We start from the raw sequence: 16823 nt of genomic DNA, 5'->3' as shown, positions 1-16823 counted from the left end.
GCATAGGTGACGTGTCGAGCGGCGTACGTGACGTGTCGACCGACGTGCGTGACGTGTCGAGCGACGTACGTGACGCCTCGGCCGTCCTACGTGACGCCTCGGCCGACGCGCTTGACGCCTCGGTCATCGGGTGACCAGGCCGCGGCCGGTGATCAGGGGGAGGTCGAGAGGGCTCACCAGGCCGGGGGCGGCGGCTACGACGGCGGGGATGGCGTTGACCAGGCGCTGGGCGGTGACGATCATCCCGGAGACGTTGTGGTCGCCGTGCTCGCCGTGGTGGCTGAACTCGACGGTCATCGACGGCTCGCCGGTGATCTCGATGCGGTAGCTGCCGTCGCCGGTGGCCGGGGTGGGCCAGTCGGGATCGGACTCCGCGTCGGTCCGGGTGACGTGCTCGAGGGTGATGCGGGGGACTCCGTCGACGCTGCCGGTGACGGTGAAGCGTACGGAGCCCTGAGTGCCTTCCGCGATGTCGACCGACACGGTCTTCGTGTCCTTGGCCGCCGGGCGGCGCTCGACGTGCTCGACGAGCGGCTCGTCGAGGGTCACCCCGAGACCGGCGGCGAGGACCCGGACGACAGGGCCCCAGGCGGTGCTCAGCACGCCGGGCTCCCACAGGAACGGCTTGTCCTCCAGCGAGCCCCCGAAGCCGAAGAGATCCTTCATCACGACGGGCTGGTAGTACGTCGAGTAGTCGGCGATCTCCGAGACCCGGAGGTGGTCGATCCGCTGGGACAGCGACGTCATCGCGAGCGGCAGGACGTCGTTGGCGAAGCCGGGGTCGATGCCGTTGACGTGCAGCGACGCACCGCCCTCTCGCCCCGCCTGGTCGATGCCCTCGATCATCTCGTCCGGCAGCGTGCCCTGCGGGTGGACCAGGATCACCGGCCCGGAGGAGACGACGTTGACCCCGTCCCGGATCAGCCCGGTCAGATCCTCGATCGACTCGAACACCCGGTCGTCGGTCATCGCGGCGTGGACGACGCAGTCCGGGGCGAGCGCGAGCAGCTCGTCTCGCGACGTGGTCGCCGCCACCCCGAGCGTACGTCCGAGCCCGGCCAGCTCCCCGGCGTCCTGACCTGCCTTCTCCGGCGTCGAGGTCCAGACCCCGACCAGCTCCAGGTCGGGATGGGCATCGACTCCGGCGATCGCATGACGTCCCACCGTCCCGGTGGACCAGACGACGACTCTGAGCGGCTTCTGCGGATCGGTTCGCGGCATGGCCACAATCTAGAACGTGTTTCAGTTCAAGGAAACCGTTTCAGCGATCGAACTCGCGCCGGATACCGTCTGGCACGTGCAGATCCGTGAAGCGACGGCCGACGACTGGCCGCAGATCTACCCGTTCTGGTCCGAGATCGTGGAGGCGGGGGAGACCTACGCCTACCCCGAAGGCCTCACCTCCGAGGAGGCCAGGGACCTGTGGATGTACGACCACGTGGTCGTCGCGGTCGAGGGCGATCAGATCCTGGGCAGCGCCAAGATGGGCCCGAACCGCCCGGGCCGCGGCAGCCACATCGGCACCGCCTCGTTCATGGTCTCCCAGGCCGCCCGCGGCAAGGGTCTCGGCCGCACCCTCGGCGACTACTGCGTGCAGTGGCACCGGGACAACGGCTTCCACGGGATCCAGTTCAACGCGGTCGTGGAGACGAACACCACCGCCGTACGCCTGTGGCAGTCGCTCGGCTTCCAGATCATCGGGACCGTCCCCGACGCGTTCGACTCGAGGTCGCACGGCCGGGTCGGCCTCCATGTGATGTATCTGCCGCTGACCTGACCTCAGGCGTTCGCGGGGAAGGCGATGCCCGTGTTCGCGTGGCAGCGGTAGCCGTTGGGCACGCGGTCCAGGTACTGCTGGTGCGCGGGCTCGGCGGCGAAGAACGTCGGGACCTCGCGGATCTCGGTGGTGATCTCGCCGTAGCCGCGCTTGGTGATCTCCTCGCCGTAGATCTTGGTCAGTTCCTCAGCGGTCTGCCGCTGGGCGTCGGAGACGTAGTAGAGCGCCGAGCGGTACTGCGTGCCGACGTCGTTGCCCTGCCGCATCCCCTGCGTCGGGTCGTGGACCTCGAAGAACTTCTTGACGAGGTCCGCGTAGGAGACCACGGCGGGATCGAAGACGACCCGGACCGCCTCGGTGTGGTTGGTCCGGCCGCTGCAGACCTCCTCGTAGGTCGGGTTGGCCGTGGTGCCGCCCTGGTAGCCGACCGCGGTCGAGTAGACCCCCGGCGTCTGCCAGAAGATCTCCTCGGCGCCCCAGAAACAGCCGAGACCGAAGTACGCCACCTCGGCCCCTTCGGGAGCGGTCCCGTCCTCGGGGGAGGCGAGCAGCGCAGTCCCCAGGACGCGGTGCTTGGCGGGCAGGTCGAAGAGGGCCTGGTCGCGCCCGGCGAGGGTGCGGTCCTCGGGGAAGAGCTGTGCTGGTCGACCGAACATGAGTGACCTCCAGAAAGTCAGGGTTGCTACCAGTCTCCAACACAGTTCGACGCGCGAACGTTCCCGGATGGGCCGCGAGGTGGGATCGGACGTAGGCTCGGTCGTGTGAGCGAGCAGGAGCACCTCGGCAAGGCCGGTTTCGAGACCAAGGCGATCCACGCGGGCTACGAGCCCGACCCGACGACGGGTGCGGTGATCCCGCCGATCTACGCCACCACGACCTACAAGCAGGACGGCGTCGGCGGCCTGCGCAACGGCTATGAGTACAGCCGCTCCGCCAACCCGACCCGCACCGCGCTCGAGGGTGCGCTGGCGGCGGTCGAGGAGGGTGAGAAGGGGTTCGCCTTCGCCTCCGGTCTGGCCGCCGAGGACACCCTGATCCGCAGCCTGATGCGGCCCGGTGACCACATGGTCATCCCCGACGACGCCTACGGCGGCACGCACCGGCTGATCGACAAGGTCGAGAGCCAGTGGGGGATCGAGCACACCCCCGCGCAGGTCGCCGACGTCGACGCGGTCGCGGCCGCGATCCAGCCCGGCAAGACCAAGGTCGTCTGGGTCGAGACCCCGACCAACCCGCTGCTCAACATCGCCGACATCTCGGCCCTGGCCACGGTCGCCCACGAGGCCGGCGCGCGGCTGGTCGTCGACAACACCTTCGCCAGCCCCTACCTGCAGCAGCCGCTCACCCTCGGCGCCGACGTCGTCGTGCACTCCACCACGAAGTACGTCGGTGGCCACTCCGACGTCGTCGGCGGGGCCGTGATCGTCCGTGACCTCGGGCTCGCGGAGAAGATCGGCTACCTCCAGAACGCCGCCGGCGCGATCGCCGACCCGTTCGGCGCCTGGCTGACGCTTCGTGGTCTCAAGACCCTGGCCGTACGCATGGACCGCCACTGCGACAACGCCGAGCGCGTCGCCGACTTCCTCACCTCGCACCCGAAGGTCGGCGAGGTCATCTACCCGGGCCTGGAGACGCACCCCGGCCACACGACCGCCCAGAAGCAGATGAAGCGGTTCGGCGGCATGATCTCCTTCCGCGTCACCGGCGGCGAGGCCGCTGCGCTCGCGGTGTGCGAGCGCACCAAGATCTTCACGCTGGGCGAGTCGCTCGGCGGTGTCGAGAGCCTGATCGAGCACCCCGGCCGGATGACCCACGCGAGCGTCGCGGGCACCGACCTCGAGGTGCCGGCCGACCTCGTCCGGCTCTCCGTCGGGATCGAGAACGCCGAGGACCTGGTCGCGGACCTCGAGCAGGCCCTTGACCAGAGCTGACGCTCCCCGGACCGCGGTCTGCGTCGACTTCGGCTCCACCTGGACCAAGGCGCTCCACGTCGACCTCGCCTCCGGCGAGATCCTCGGCACCGTGAGCGCGCCGACCTCGCTGCACGAGGTGATGGAGGCGTACGACGCCTGCCTGGCCGCGCTCACCGAGCAGGACTCCCGGGCAGCCGACGCCGAGGTCCTCGCCTGCTCCTCGGCCGGCGGGGGTCTCCGGATCGCCGTGGTCGGCAACGAGGAGCTGGTGACGGCCGAGGCGGGACGTCGCGTCGCGCTGTCCAGCGGCGGCAAGGTCGTCGCGGTGGTCGCGACCGCGGGTTGTGAAGCCGAGAGTGACCTGGGGGCCACGCTCAGCTTCACAACCCCGGACCTGGTGCTGCTGACCGGCGGCACCGATGGCGGCAACCGGGACGCCGTCGTCTCCGCCGCACGGGGGCTGGTCGCTGCCGACTGGCGGGGGCCGGTGGTCGTCGCGGGCAACCGCGACGCGAACGACGAGATCGACGCGATCTTGGCCGACGTTCCCCATGTGACCTGCGACAACGTCGTTCCCAAGATCGGAGTGCTGGCGCCCGAGAGCGCCCGCGCGGCGGTCCGGGAGATGTTCCTCGAGCACGTGATCGGCGGCAAGAACCTGAGCAGCCGGTCCGACTTCCGGCGGATCGTCCAGGGGGCGACCCCCGATGTCGTGCTCCAGGGCGTCGAGACGCTGGCCGAGGTGCTCGGGGAGGACGTGGTCGTCGTCGACGTCGGCGGCGCCACCACCGACGTGCACAGCGTGGTCCGCCCCGACCCAGAGGCGGAGCACGTACGCGAGGAGGTCGTCGCCGTCACTCCGGTGACCCGGACCGTCGAAGGTGACCTGGGCATGCGCTGGTCGGCGACCACGACGCTCGCGGCGGCCGACCACTCCGACCCGAGCCTGGCCGAGTCGGATCTCTCCGGTGAGGTCGAGCATCGGCGCAACCACCCCGGCTGGCTGCCGCGCACCGAGCAGGACAAGGACATCGACGAGCTCCTGGCGAGGATCGCGATCTCCACGGCGCTGCAGCGGCACGCGGGACGCTCCCGGGTCGTCCTGTCCCCGAGCGGCAAGGTCATCGAACGCACCGGCACCGATCTGCGCCGGGTCGGCGTGGTGATCGGCTCCGGCGGCGTACTCAGGCACGGTCGACCGGGCATCGAGAAGCGGGTGATGCGCTGGTCGGCCCGCGGTGGGTGGCAGCTCCCGGAGGAGCCGCTGCGGGCGGTCGATGGCGACTACGTGCTGGCCGCGGTGGGCATGCTCGCGCGATCGCACCCCGCGACTGCACGGCACCTTGCGAATCACCTCACACCCTCCCGGTAGCCTCTGTCAGGTGACGGATCAGGGGGATGTTCCCGGTGGCGAGAAGTCGACCGCGAAGGAGAGCTTCGAACGGGTGACGGGCGCGTTCAGACGCAACCGCGAGGCGCGTGAGGCGCACCGTCATGCCCAGGAGGAGGCCGACGCTCGGGAATCGGCCGAGGTGGCCAAGGAGGCCGCCGCGGAGGCCCGTGAGTCGGCCGAGAGCTTCGCGCTGCGCCTGGTCAACCAGTTCGAGCGCCTGCGCGAAGAGCGCCAGGAGCAGCTGGCCGCGCCCGAGCCGGTGACCGCGCCGAAGTCGGTGAGCCGCACCGACGTCCCCTATGGCGTCGAGCTCTCCGCCCAGTGGGCCTGGCGGTTCCTGGTCATCGTGGCCGCCGGCTATCTGATCGTCCGTGCCCTCGGCATCGTCAGCATCGTCGTGGTCCCGCTGGTCATCGCGCTGCTGATCGCCGCACTCGTCTCGCCGATCGTCAACGGCCTGGCTCGGATCGGACTGAAACGGAGCATCTCGGCGCTCTTCGTGGTGATCGGAGTGCTCGCGGCGGTCATCGCGATGCTGAGTTTCGCCGGCACCCAGGTCGCCAACGGCTTCACCGACCTGGCCGGGCAGACGGTCAAGGCGCTCGACGAGATCCGAGACTGGCTGATCAACGGTCCGTTCCATGCGAGCGAGAGCCAGATCGACACCTGGCTCAACACGGTGCAGACCACCGTGGAGGACTGGGCGGCGGCGTACGCCTCCAACCCGTTCTCCCGGGTCAGTGAGGTCGGTGGGGTCGCCCTCGACGTCTTCGCCGGCCTGTTCATCGTGCTCTTCTCCACCTACTTCTTCTGCGCCGAGGGCGAGCGGATCTGGGGCTGGCTCGTCCGGCTCGCGCCGCGGGCCGCGCGCAGCCGGATGGACAGTTCGGGCCGGGTCGCCTGGGTGTCGCTGACCCAGTTCACCCGGGCGACGGTCATCGTCGCCGCGGTCGATGCGGTCGGCATCATGATCATCGCCGCGGCCCTGCAGGTCCCGTTCGTGGTGGCGATCGGCGTGCTCGTCTTCCTGAGCTCGTTCGTGCCCCTGATCGGTGCGACTGTCGCCGGCGCGGTCGCCGTGCTCGTCGCACTCGTCTCCCAGGGCCCGGTGACCGCGCTGCTGATGCTCGGCGGCGTGATCCTGGTCCAGCAGCTCGAGGCCCACGGCCTGCAGCCGTTCCTGCTCGGCCGCTGGGTCCGGGTCCACCCGCTCGGCGTCATCCTCGCGGTCGCGACCGGCATCGTGCTCGGCGGCGTGGCCGGTGCGCTGGTGGCCGTGCCGCTGGTGGCCGCCCTCAACGCGGTGGCCAACCACCTGACCGCCACCGCCCCGGCGCAGGCCCAGGCGCCGACGTCGCCCCCACCCGCGGTGCCGGCCAACGGCCCGACCTCCCCACCCCCGCCGAGCCCAGGAGCAGGCAGTGCCTGAGATGCATGGTCAGCCGACGTACGACGACGTCCTCGAGGCCCGCGAGCTGCTGCGCGACCACATCACCGAGACGCCTGTCCAGGGGGCTCGCTGGCTCACCGACATGATCGGGGACACGGTGATCCTCAAGTGCGAGAACCTGCAGCGGACGGGCTCCTTCAAGGCCCGCGGGGCCTTCGTACGCATCGCCCGGCTCTCCGAGGACGAGCGCAAGCACGGGGTGGTGGCCGCCAGCGCGGGCAACCACGCCCAGGGCGTCGCGCTGGCCGCGACCACCCTCGGCATCCCGTCGACCGTGTTCATGCCCGAGGGCGCGCCGATCCCGAAGGAGAAGGCCACCCGCGCCTACGGCGCGGAGGTGATCTTCGAGGGGCAGTACGTCGACCAGTGCCTCGAGGCCGCGATGGCCTTCGCCGAGCGCACCGGTGCCGTGATGATCCACCCCTTCGACCACCCCGACGTCGTCGCGGGCCAGGGCACGATCGGGCTCGAGATCCTCGAGCAGGCACCGGAGGTGAAGACGGTCGTCATCCCGCTCGGCGGTGGTGGCCTGCTCGCCGGTGCGGCGCTCGCGATCAAGGCGAAGCACCCCGACGTGAAGGTGATCGGCGTGCAGGCCGAGACGGCCGCCGCCTACCCGGTCTCGCTGCGCGAGGGCCGTCCGATCCGGCTCGACAAGATGCCGACGATGGCCGACGGCATCGCCGTCGGCCTGCCGGGGGAGACCAACTTCCCGATGATCCAGAACTACGTCGACGAGATCCGTACGGTCTCGGAGGAGGCGATCTCGAGCGCGCTGCTCGCGCTCGCCGAGCGGGCGAAGCTGGTCGTCGAGCCCGCCGGCGCGGTCGGCGTGGCCGCCCTGATGGACGCCCCCGAGGCTTTCGAGGGCCCCGTCGTGGTCGTGCTCTCCGGCGGCAACATCGACCCGCTCCTGCTCGGCAAGGTGATCCAGCACGGCATGACGTTGGCCGGGCGCTACCTGCCGGTCTCGGTGACGATCCCCGACCAGCCCGGTGCGCTGGCGACCTTGCTGTCGGTGATCGGCGACACCGGAGCCAACGTCATGGAGGTCGTGCACTCGCGCACCAACCCCGGCCTACGGCTCGCCGAGGTCGGCGTTCAGCTCCAGCTGGAGACCCGGGGTCAGACCCACGCCGAGCGAGTTCTCGAACAGCTGCGCAACAAGGGGTATCCCGCGACCACGCACTGAGGCCGCGCCCTGCCGTTCCGTGGAACGGTCCCGTGGTCAGATTGCGCAACGTTTCGGTCGCGAACTGTCTTCGGGTGTGGTTGCCTTGTTAAACTGAACCTTCTGACAATCTCCCGCGGAACGTTCAGCTGGGTGAAGCACGCCCGCACAGCAGGGAGAAAAGGCGCCGGTGAATGGGGGTTGACCGGCGCCCCTTACCTATTCACTACCCATCAGGAGTAACTCGCTATGACTCAGTCGACCGAGACCACGGCTGCCACTATCTGGCTCAGCAAGGGTGCATTCGACAAGCTCACCGCGGAGTTGGAGTACCTGAAGGGCCCCCGCCGCCAGGAGATCCTTGCCGAGATCAGCTCCGCGCGCGACGAAGGTGACCTCAAGGAGAACGGCGGCTACCACGCCGCCCGCGAGGAGCAGGGCAAGCTCGAGGGTCAGATCCAGCAGCTCGAGGCGCTGCTGCGCAAGGCTGACACCACGGTCCCCGAGGACGACGGTGTCGTCTCGGTCGGCAAGCTGGTCACGTTCAAGTTCGAGGGTGATGACGACGACGAGGCCGAGACCCGCCTCATCGCCTCGATCGAGATGAAGGACTACGCGGGCGGCGTCGAGATCTCCTCGGCCGCCTCGCCCATCGGTGCTGCCCTCATCGGCGCCAGCGCCGGTGACACCGTGACCTACGAGGGTCCTCGCGGGCCGCTCAAGGTCGAGATCCTGAAGACCGAGGTCTTCACCGGCTGACCCCAGGTGCGGGTGCGCTGCACGGTCACTCGACCGTGCAGTCACCCCACTCGACCCGCAGCGCACGGCGCTCGGTCGGGATGGTGATCGTCTGGCGCCCCTCGGTGGCGGTGAACTCGAGGTGGCCGACCTTCTCCTCCTTGTCGTCCTCGGCCTCGACGGTGCAGACCGGCTTCGCGTCCTTGTCGTGGAGGCGTACGACGAAGGTCACCTCGACCTCGTTCTCGCTGACGGCCTCCCACTTCTCCAGACCGGAGGAGACCTCGGGGTGCAGGGCCAGCCACAGCGCCCAGCCGAACCAGCCGACGACGGCGACCAGGGTGAGGATCAGGGCGATCATGAGTACGCCCGGGCGACGGCGCGGGCCTCGGCCGTAGCGGGTCGCGATGCGGGACTCTTCGGCTGACGGCGTGCTCACGGAAAACATGGTCCCACCCCGCCGAAGCAGACCGCACATCCGTCCCCGGACCAGTACCACCAAAGTTGTCCGCGGAGTGGGAGCGGGTAACCGATCCGTGAGACGGAGCGTGGTTAGGATTGAACTCATGCCAGAGCAGCTCCAGCAGGCGTTCCGCCTGATGCACGTGCACGCGCACCCCGACGACGAGTCGAGCAAGGGCGCGGGGATCACCGCGAAGTACGTCGCCGAAGGGGTCGACGTCCATGTCGCGACGTGTACGGGCGGTGAGCGGGGCGACATCCTCAACCCGAAGATGGAGCGCCCGGGGATCCTGGAGAACATCCACGAGATCCGCCGCGAGGAGATGCATCGCGCCCGCGACATCCTCGGTATCAAGCAGGACTGGCTCGGCTTCGTCGACTCCGGTTGGGTCGAGGAGTTCATGGCGGTCAAGGACATGGCGGCCAAGGACTGGTCGCTGCTCCCCGAGGGCTGCTTCGGCCGGACGCCGCTCGAGGTGAGCACGCGCCGGCTCGTCGAGATCATCCGCTCCTTCCGGCCGCACGTGGTCACGACGTACGACGAGAACGGCGGCTACCCGCACCCGGACCACATCATGTGCCACCGGGTCTCGGTGGAGGCGTTCCGGGCGGCGGGCGACCCTGACCTGTACCCGGACGCGGGTGAGCCGTGGCAGCCGCTGAAGCTCTACTACAGCCACACCTTCAACTACCCCCGGATGATCGCGCTGCACGAGGCGATCAAGAGTCACGGCCTCGCTTCGCCCTACGAGGAGCGCCTCGAGACCTGGAAGCCGGATCCGGGCTGGGACGAGCGGGTCACCACGAAGGTCGAGTGCTCCGAGTTCTTCGGTGTACGTGACCAGGCCCTGCTCGCGCACGCCACCCAGATCGACCCTGACGGCCCCTGGTTCGCGGTGCCCCGGGAGATCGAGAAGGAGGCCTGGCCGACCGAGGACTACGAGCTGGCGACCTCCTACGTGCCGGTGCCCGAGGCGGAGAGGCGCGAGGAGACCGATCTGTTCGCCGGCCTCGACGTCTCCACCGCCGACGACGAGGGCAAGGCCGCGGTCGGTCGCGAGATCAGCTTCGGCAAGGTCGTCACCGCCTGAGGTTCTCTCAGGCACAGGTGAGACAATGTCGGTATGTCCGGCCTCCCGATGACGACGCAGACTCTGCACACCTCTCAGCCCGCTCCCGAGCCCACCCCGCCGCAGGACGAGGACGTGGTCGCGGGCTGGACCGCCTTCGGCATCTTCATCGCGCTCTGCGTCGCTGTCGCGGTGATCGCCTGGAGCATGCTGCGTCAGTTCAAGAAGGTCGAGAAGGCCAAGGTCGAGGGTGTCTTCGGCGAGGAGGCCCAGGCCGAGGCGATCGCCCAGCAGGCCGCCAAGGACGAGATCAAGAAGCTGAAGCGCTAGCGGAGCGGCGGCGCACGAGCCACCACCCGCCGGCGCCCAGCAGCGCGATCCCGCCGAGGGTCCCGCCGATCTGGAGCAGCGCGCTGAGCCCGGTCGCCGCGGCTCGGGACTCGTCGAGGGACCAGCCGTGGGAGCGGGTGGTCCCCGCGTACGCCGCCTTCTGACCGTTCGGCCCCGAGGCGAGGGTCTGGTACGCCGGATGCAGGTCGGTCATCATGTCGATCTCGATCTTCGTGGCCGAGGCCGGTGAGGAGCAGTCGAAGGTGACCGTGGTGCCGTCGGCGACCAGATCACCGGACGCGTCGACCGACCCGTCGCAGCCCTCGATCCGGATGTGGTCGAGCACGTAGTCGGCGTAGGCCTCCGACCGCGCCAGCGCCTTCTCATCACCGGGCTCGTAGAGGACGACGCCGTCGAGCGTCATCCGGTCCGGCGGCAGCGCGCCGACCTGTACCGCGAGGTAGGCGATGTCGTCGGTGGCCCCGAACCGCCACGTCACCTCGGGTGCGCCGGCGGTGCCGGCGATCGTCGCGGTCTGCGGGGCTCCGAACGGATGAGCGGAGGACGGCACGGCCGCGGTGGCCGCCAGCACGAAGCCGGCGACCACCGCGAGCGCCCGGGGGAGACGAGCCACTAACGCTGCCTGACCGTCAGCGTGAGGTTCGTCGTGGCCGGTGCATGCGTGTCGTCACCCGGGTAGAGGACCTGCACCTGGTGACGGCCAGGCGGAGGCAGCACGTCGACCTCGCACTCGGCGACGCCGCGTCGCACGCGCGCCTCGCACAGGACGTCCTCGCCGATGAGGAACTGCACCGTGCCGGTCGCGCTGCGCGGCGCGAGCGACGTACGCAACGTCAGGTCCCGGCCGAAGCGGACCGTGACGTCCTTCGCGGTGAGCTTGACCGGGGTCAGCTCGGGGACGTCGGCCTCCTCGACCACGACCGCGCGCGAGGCGACGGCCTGGTTGCCGTTGGTGTCGGTGACCGTGTAGGTCAGCGGGTAGGCGCCCGCCTTCGTCACATCGACGCTGCCGGAGACCTGGATGCTGCCGGTCAGGTCGCCGTCGGTGTTGTCTGTCGCGCTGACCCCGTCCAGCGGGTCGAACTCCGCGCCCACCTCGATCCTCGTCGAGGCCGGGACCGTCAGTACGGGCGGGGTCGCGTCGGTGCCGGCCGCGGTGGCCAGGAAGACGCCGCCGAACTGGTCGATCGAGCCGAGCGTCTGCGCCTCGCCGGTGCGCGAGGTCGAGGTCCAGGCGTACACCTCGCCCTCGGTCAGCCCGGCCCACTCCACCGTCGCCGGCCAGCCCGAACGCGCGGTGTCGGTGCCGATCACGGTGTCGGCCGGGGTGACCACCGTCAGCGCGTCGGTCGTGAAGGACGTACGCCGGGTGGAGAGGTCCACAGGCAACGTCAGGTTGTCCTCGGCGCCGTTGTAGCGGTGCCTGTCGTCGTACTCCGTCGCCCCGAAGTCGTCGAGGTGCGGGGAGTAGGTGTCGATCGACATCTCCGCGCGCTCGGTGTCGAACTGCAGCAGGCGGAGATAGGAGGCGCCGAACTGGAGCAGGTCGGTCGACTTGTGGTCCACCGTCCCGTCGCCGTTGAGGTCGATGTTGCCGGAGGCGTCGACGGAGTCGGGGAAGAGCTCGCCGGCGGTCACCTTGTAGAACTGGTAGTCGGCCAGCAGCTCCACCACGTTGTGCGAGACGGTGGCGCCGATCCCGCGCTTGAGGTTGGTGCCGACGCCGTGCTCGTGGCCGGCGAGGACCAGGAACACGTTGGGGTTGGCCTCGACGACCTGGTCATAGAGCCGGGACCCGTCGGTGGAGAACTTCGCCCCGCGCCCGTCGGGAGCCGTGGACGGGGCCAGGTAGGCGTGGGTGCTCAGGATGCCGTTGCGGTCGGGGAAGCGCGCGAAGATCTCGCTCGCCCAGGCCGCCTCCTCCTCGGTGACGCCGTAGGAGAGGCCGACCGCGACGAAGTCGAGCCCGCCGGCGGAGAAGAGCACGTAGTTGTTCTGGTTGTCGGTGCCCGGCTCGGTGACGTTGCCGGACCCGTCGGTCTCCTCGTCCCAGGCGTGGTAGGACGCGCCCTCGGGCCACGACTCGGCGGCCTGGTAGTAGCGCGACGGGCTGAAATAGCGGCTGAACCGCGACTGCGGACCGGTCTCGTTGCCGCCCTGGTTGTCGTGGTTGCCCGCGACGACCTGGTTGACCACGCCGGCCTCGTCGAGGGTCGCCTGCGCGTCCGAGGTGAACTCGAACTCGCGGGTGATCTGCTCGTCGAGGCCCGGGTAGAGCAGGTTGCCGTTGGCGTCGGTGGCCAGCGGGTCCTTGGTGTCGTTCTCGGTCACGTCACCGGTGTGCGAGGTGAACGCGATCTTGCGCTGGTCGGCGTTGTCGCGGATCCACTCGGTCTCGGCGCGGTAGGCGCGCTGCCAGACCGCCTGCTCCTCGACCAGCTGGATGTCCGAGGGCTCCTCGATCCCGTTGAAGTTCTCGTACGTCCCACCGGCAGCGCCCTCGGCGATGTACTGGGTGTCGGTGAAGTGGGCGAAGGAGAAGTCGTAGTCCTCGGGGTTCTCGAAGTGGTCCTTGTCGTCGGCGGCCGACTCGTCGCGCGGTGCGAGGTCGTCGGCGAACGGGTCGATGCCGGTGACCAAGACGTGCACGACGCCGTTGTCGACGTGCGCGGCCAACGCCCGGCCCTGCAGCGTGGTGTCGCCGTCGGCGATCCCGCGCCCCTCGGCGAGCTCGTCCCAGCGGTTCTCGACCGTGTTCCACACCTGCAGCGAGACCGAGCGGGCCGGGTCGGCCGTGCCGGTCCAGACCACGTGGCGACGCGAGTCGGAGGCCGGGACGGAGACGTCGTAGCGCTGGAACGGGATCAGCTTGCTCGAGGCGCTGTCGGTGGTCTTCCCGTCGGGCAGCTGCCGCCCCGTGATCGTCTCGGGGGAGGAGTAGTCGAACTCGAGCGCGCTCGGGAGCACCGGCACGACGCCCTGGAAGCCGCCGTCGGCGGCCGAGGCGGAGGCGGCCTTGAAGGTGGTGGTCACGTCCGAGCCGTCGGGGCTGTTGGCGATCGCCGAGAGCGTCACCTTGCCCTTGCCCTGACCGGTCTCGGTGCCGCCGCCGGTCGGGATGGCGTCGGAGGTGAACGTCGAGGTGTGTGCGACCGGCCGTCCGAAGACGTCCTTCGCGGTGACCTCGATGGTGTGCTCGCCGCGAGAGAGTCCGGCGCCGATCTCCTGGCCGGGCCGGATCGGGTCGCCGTCGAGCGTGTAGGTCCAGCCGGAGGCGTTGCCCTGGTTGGTGATGTCGACGGCGAACTCGGTCGGCGTGGTGAGGTGCGCACCGGCCGCGGGGGTGGTGCCGTCGACGACCACTCCGGCGTCGCGTACGTCACCGAGCGCGGCCACGTTGAGGGCGTACGCCTGGTCGGCGGTGAGCACGTCGGTGAAGATCCGGGCGTTGCGCACGGTGACCGGCGACCAGAACTGGTTGACCGAGTCGGCACCGACATAGAAGGAGTTGAGGGCGTTGCCACCGGGACGGGTCAGCGGCGCCGGTGCCGCGATCGAGGCGGCGAGGGCGCCGTCGACGTAGAGCCGGGCGGTCGAACCGTCCCAGGTGCCGACGGCGTGGTACCAGCGGCCGGTCTCGATCTCGACCTGGGCGTTGCGGTAGGCGCCGCCGGCGTGGACCGCGAAGGTCAGCTTGCCGCTGTAGACGACGATCGAGTAGCCGCCGCCCTCCTTCTCCGAACAGATCGAGTGCTCGGTCCCGTTGGGGAAGGTGCCGTTGTCCTTGAAGGTGCACTCGATGGAGACCTGCTCGTCGATCTGGTCCCAGGCGGAGGAGCCCATCGCATAGGCGTACGCGTCGTTGGACCCGTCGAAGGAGGCGACCTTGGCCTTCAGTGCGGTGTCGTGGGAGATCACCGGCTCGCCGACCGTGGTCACCGCGCGGCCGGTGTCGTCGGCCGGGGTGCCATCCTCGAAGTCGACGTCGAGCACGTCCGCGGCGGGCACCGGGGGAGCGGTGTCGTAGGAGCCGGCCAGGGCCGCCGCCTCGGCATCGGTCACCGCGCGGGCGAAGAGCGAGGCACCGGCGAAGGAGGCCGGCGGGGCCGGCTGGCCGATCCCGGAGGGAGCCGAGTCGGCGCCGACCACGAAGCGGCGCGAGGTCGCGGCCGGGGCCTGCAGCGCGCCGGTGGCGGCGGTCGAGCCGGCCTTGGTGCCGTTGACGTACAGGCTCAGCGTCTGGCCGTCCCAGACCGAGAGCACGTGATACCAGCGGTTGGCCGTGATCGGGGTCAGCACCGTCTTGTAGCCGCCGCCGATGTGGGCCATCGTGCCCAGGTTGGAGCCGGTCACGTAGACCGAGTAGCCGCCCGCCTCCTTGTTGGAGCAGAGGTCCTTCTCGTTGCTGGTCGGCAGCGTGGTCTCGACCCGGAACACGCACTCGATGGTGAAGCCCTGCTGCAGGCCGGCCCACGGGTCGTCCTCGACGGAGACCGCGTCGTCGGTGCCGTCGACGGTCATGATGTCGGCCGGGGCTTCGGCGAGCTCGTCGTCGGTGCCGTACTTCGGCGCACCCCAGGTGCGCGGCTCGAGCGACCGGGCGCGCTCGTGCGGGGCGCCGCCCGCGAAGTCGATGTCGAGTACGTCCGGTGTCGGCGCGTCCACGGTCGCGAGCGCGGCCCGCGGGGCGCCGGTGACCGGTGCACCGACGGCGGTGTAGGTCGCCGCGCTGGCTGAGGTGATGGCGTCGCCGGGCAGGGCCGCGACGACCCCTCCGGCGAGAGCCAGACCGGCGACCGCGGCGATCAGCCGCGTCCGTCCGAATCTGGCGAGGCTGGCGTTCGGTACTGCGAACACGATGCTCCTTGGTTCCTGGGGCATGCTGCTGATTGCCGAGTGGGGGTGCGGCATCGCCCGAGGTGCCGAACAGCCGGAGCACCCGTGCCCGGCCAGTCTGAAAGGATCCTGAGACCAGGTGAACGTGGCTGCGGAGCACTGTTGACGCCCGTCTGTCCGGCGGGTAAACGCTTGCCGCAGCCGTATCCGGCGATGAAACTCTGTGCCATCGTTTGCGCCTGACATGGACGACTTCTTGATGGGCGACTGGTTCGGCGCGGCGGCTCTGGTCGAGCGGGTGCAGGGCTATCTGGACGAGCCCGGCATCGCCGCGGCCGCCTTCGTGCTCGCCTTCGCTGCCGGCGCGGCCCACGCGATCGCGCCGGGCCACGGCAAGACGCTGGCGGCGGCCTACCTGATCGGCGCGGAGGGCCGGGTGCGCGACGCGGCCTGGCTCGGCGGCTCGGTGGCGGTGATGCACACCTTCTCGGTGCTGGTCATCGCGGTGGCGTGGGCGTTCTTCTCGCTCTCGGATCTCGTACGCCTGGAGAACCTCACCGCCGGGCTGCAGATCGTCGCCGGGGTGCTGGTCGTCGGCACCGGGCTCTGGCTGCTGCGCCGGCACTGGCGCGCCGCGCGCTCAGGCGCCGGTCACGGGCACTCCCACGGGCACTCCCACGCGCATGGGCACGGTCATGGGCACGGTCATGGGCACGGTCATGGGCACGGTCGCTCGGAAGGCGTACGCCGTCCTGGGATCGTCCTGCTCGGCATCTCCGGCGGCCTGACCCCGTCGCCGGGCGCCTTCCTGGTGCTGGTGACCGGCCTGTTCGCCGGCCGCTCGGCGTTCGCGCTGCTGCTGGTGATCACCTTCGGCCTGGGCATGGCGACGATCCTGTTCGGCGTCGGCCTGCTGGCCCTGGCGGGCAACAACCTCGTCGTCCGGGTCGCCGAGTCGAAGGCGTACCTGCAGGTCGCGGCGAAGGTCACCCCGATCCTGGCGGCGCTCGGTGTCACGGTCCTCGGCGCCGGCCTCACCGTCGTCGGCGTCGGCTCACTCGGCTGACGAGCGGGGACCGGGGACCGAGAGCGTCGGGGCGATCGAGGGCAGCAGGTCCTGGAACGTCCGCCCGTTGCCGATCTCGCCCAGCGCGGTCATCGCCCAGCCACCGTCGTAGCGGCTGACCTTGGCCATGATCTCCGCGGTGTGCGGGCCGGTCTGGCTCACGTCGAAGCGGGCGATCTCGGTGTGGGTGTTCTCGTCGACCAGGCGGCAGAACGCGTTCTGGATCTGGGCGAAGCTCTGTCCGGTGAAGGAGTTGATCGTGAACACGATCTGCGCGACCTCGGCCGGCATGCGGTCGAGGTGGACGATGATCGACTCGTCGTCGCCCTCGCCGGCGCCGGTGCGGTTGTCGCCGGTGTGGATGACGGCGCCGTCCCTCGACCTCAGCTGTCGGAACCAGGCCTGGTCGAGGTGGGCGCCGGCCGCGTCGTAGAGGATCGCGGAGGCGTCCATGTCGACGTCGGCGCCGCGGAACCCGCCGAAGAGGCCCTTCCGGACCGCGTCCCACCCCAGCGCTATCCGTACGTGCGTCATGCTGCTGCCGTCACCTGTGGCGAGCGAGACCGACTGTCCCTTGGCGAGCGAGACGGACAACT

16 protein-coding genes are annotated in these 16823 nt (G+C 70.0%); 10 read left to right on the top strand and 6 right to left on the bottom strand.

The annotated features are described in order from the left end of the window. Positions 1-11: 11 nt before the first annotated feature. Entirely contained in the window at positions 12-134 is a 123-nt protein-coding gene (locus ACIRON_RS07360; protein WP_402990935.1) for a hypothetical protein, read from the top strand. On the opposite strand, the gene ACIRON_RS07355 is transcribed toward ACIRON_RS07360, so the two are convergent. Further along, positions 124-1221, bottom strand: a complete 1098-nt coding sequence (locus ACIRON_RS07355) for a diacylglycerol kinase (RefSeq protein ID WP_402990933.1) — start codon at positions 1219-1221, stop codon at positions 124-126. The genes ACIRON_RS07360 and ACIRON_RS07355 overlap by 11 nt on opposite strands. A 76-nt stretch (positions 1222-1297) precedes the next feature. Between ACIRON_RS07355 and ACIRON_RS07350 the strand changes: the two genes are divergently transcribed. Continuing rightward, complete coding sequence (locus ACIRON_RS07350) at positions 1298-1777, top strand: GNAT family N-acetyltransferase (protein WP_402990930.1); 480 nt, start codon at positions 1298-1300, stop codon at positions 1775-1777. A 2-nt stretch (positions 1778-1779) separates the two neighbouring features. On the opposite strand, the gene msrA is transcribed toward ACIRON_RS07350, so the two are convergent. Beyond that, positions 1780-2433 (bottom strand): peptide-methionine (S)-S-oxide reductase MsrA, encoded by a 654-nt coding sequence (gene msrA / locus ACIRON_RS07345; protein WP_402990929.1) that lies wholly within the window; start codon positions 2431-2433, stop codon positions 1780-1782. A gap of 105 nt (positions 2434-2538) precedes the next feature. On the opposite strand from msrA, the gene ACIRON_RS07340 reads away from it, so the two are divergent. The 5 genes from ACIRON_RS07340 to greA all read left to right on the top strand — a co-directional run bounded on the left by ACIRON_RS07340 (position 2539) and on the right by greA (position 8463). Then, positions 2539-3708 carry a cystathionine gamma-synthase gene (locus ACIRON_RS07340; protein WP_402990926.1) on the top strand — a complete coding sequence of 390 codons (1170 nt, stop codon included), beginning with the start codon at positions 2539-2541 and terminating at the stop codon, positions 3706-3708. Beyond that, a complete protein-coding gene (locus tag ACIRON_RS07335; RefSeq protein WP_402990923.1) occupies positions 3695-5062 on the top strand; it encodes a glutamate mutase L in 1368 nt (455 codons plus the stop codon). The genes ACIRON_RS07340 and ACIRON_RS07335 overlap by 14 nt, the downstream gene beginning before the upstream one ends. A 10-nt stretch (positions 5063-5072) precedes the next feature. Then, positions 5073-6512, top strand: coding sequence for an AI-2E family transporter (locus ACIRON_RS07330; protein ID WP_402990920.1), 1440 nt, complete (start codon positions 5073-5075; stop codon positions 6510-6512). Position 6513: 1 nt separating this feature from the next. Further along, positions 6514-7725, top strand: coding sequence for a threonine ammonia-lyase (gene ilvA / locus ACIRON_RS07325; RefSeq protein ID WP_402991198.1), 1212 nt, complete (start codon positions 6514-6516; stop codon positions 7723-7725). 228 nt (positions 7726-7953) lie between these two features. Beyond that, entirely contained in the window at positions 7954-8463 is a 510-nt protein-coding gene (gene greA / locus ACIRON_RS07320) for a transcription elongation factor GreA (RefSeq protein ID WP_141803265.1), read from the top strand. Positions 8464-8488: 25 nt separating this feature from the next. On the opposite strand, the gene ACIRON_RS07315 is transcribed toward greA, so the two are convergent. After that, the gene (locus tag ACIRON_RS07315) at positions 8489-8881 is read right to left on the bottom strand and encodes a DUF4307 domain-containing protein (protein ID WP_176884138.1); all 393 of its coding nucleotides are present in this window, start codon (positions 8879-8881) and stop codon (positions 8489-8491) included. 127 nt (positions 8882-9008) lie between these two features. On the opposite strand from ACIRON_RS07315, the gene mca reads away from it, so the two are divergent. After that, on the top strand, positions 9009-9995 hold the full coding sequence (gene mca, locus ACIRON_RS07310) for a mycothiol conjugate amidase Mca (protein WP_402990915.1): 987 nt from the start codon (positions 9009-9011) through the stop codon (positions 9993-9995). A 33-nt stretch (positions 9996-10028) separates the two neighbouring features. Next, positions 10029-10304 (top strand): hypothetical protein, encoded by a 276-nt coding sequence (locus ACIRON_RS07305; RefSeq protein ID WP_091050473.1) that lies wholly within the window; start codon positions 10029-10031, stop codon positions 10302-10304. On the opposite strand, the gene ACIRON_RS07300 is transcribed toward ACIRON_RS07305, so the two are convergent. Together ACIRON_RS07300 and ACIRON_RS07295 are read right to left on the bottom strand one after the other, a co-directional pair. Further along, on the bottom strand, positions 10285-10938 hold the full coding sequence (locus tag ACIRON_RS07300) for a hypothetical protein (protein WP_402990912.1): 654 nt from the start codon (positions 10936-10938) through the stop codon (positions 10285-10287). The genes ACIRON_RS07305 and ACIRON_RS07300 overlap by 20 nt on opposite strands. Then, positions 10938-15182, bottom strand: coding sequence for a LamG-like jellyroll fold domain-containing protein (locus ACIRON_RS07295; protein WP_402990909.1), 4245 nt, complete (start codon positions 15180-15182; stop codon positions 10938-10940). The genes ACIRON_RS07300 and ACIRON_RS07295 overlap by 1 nt, the downstream gene beginning before the upstream one ends. 223 nt (positions 15183-15405) lie before the next feature. Here ACIRON_RS07295 and ACIRON_RS07290 point away from each other — a divergent pair, with 223 nt between their 5' ends. Further along, positions 15406-16227: a cobalt transporter gene (locus tag ACIRON_RS07290; protein WP_402990906.1), complete on the top strand. Its 822-nt coding sequence runs from the start codon at positions 15406-15408 to the stop codon at positions 16225-16227. On the opposite strand, the gene ACIRON_RS07285 is transcribed toward ACIRON_RS07290, so the two are convergent. Continuing rightward, entirely contained in the window at positions 16216-16821 is a 606-nt protein-coding gene (locus ACIRON_RS07285) for a TerD family protein (RefSeq protein ID WP_402990903.1), read from the bottom strand. The genes ACIRON_RS07290 and ACIRON_RS07285 overlap by 12 nt on opposite strands. Positions 16822-16823: the final 2 nt, after the last annotated feature.

Source organism: Nocardioides sp. NPDC101246, assembly GCF_044767415.1.
Lineage (GTDB): Bacteria > Actinomycetota > Actinomycetes > Propionibacteriales > Nocardioidaceae > Nocardioides.
Note: the sequence above shows the minus strand (reverse complement) of the source record. Positions and strands in the feature narration are given on the sequence as shown.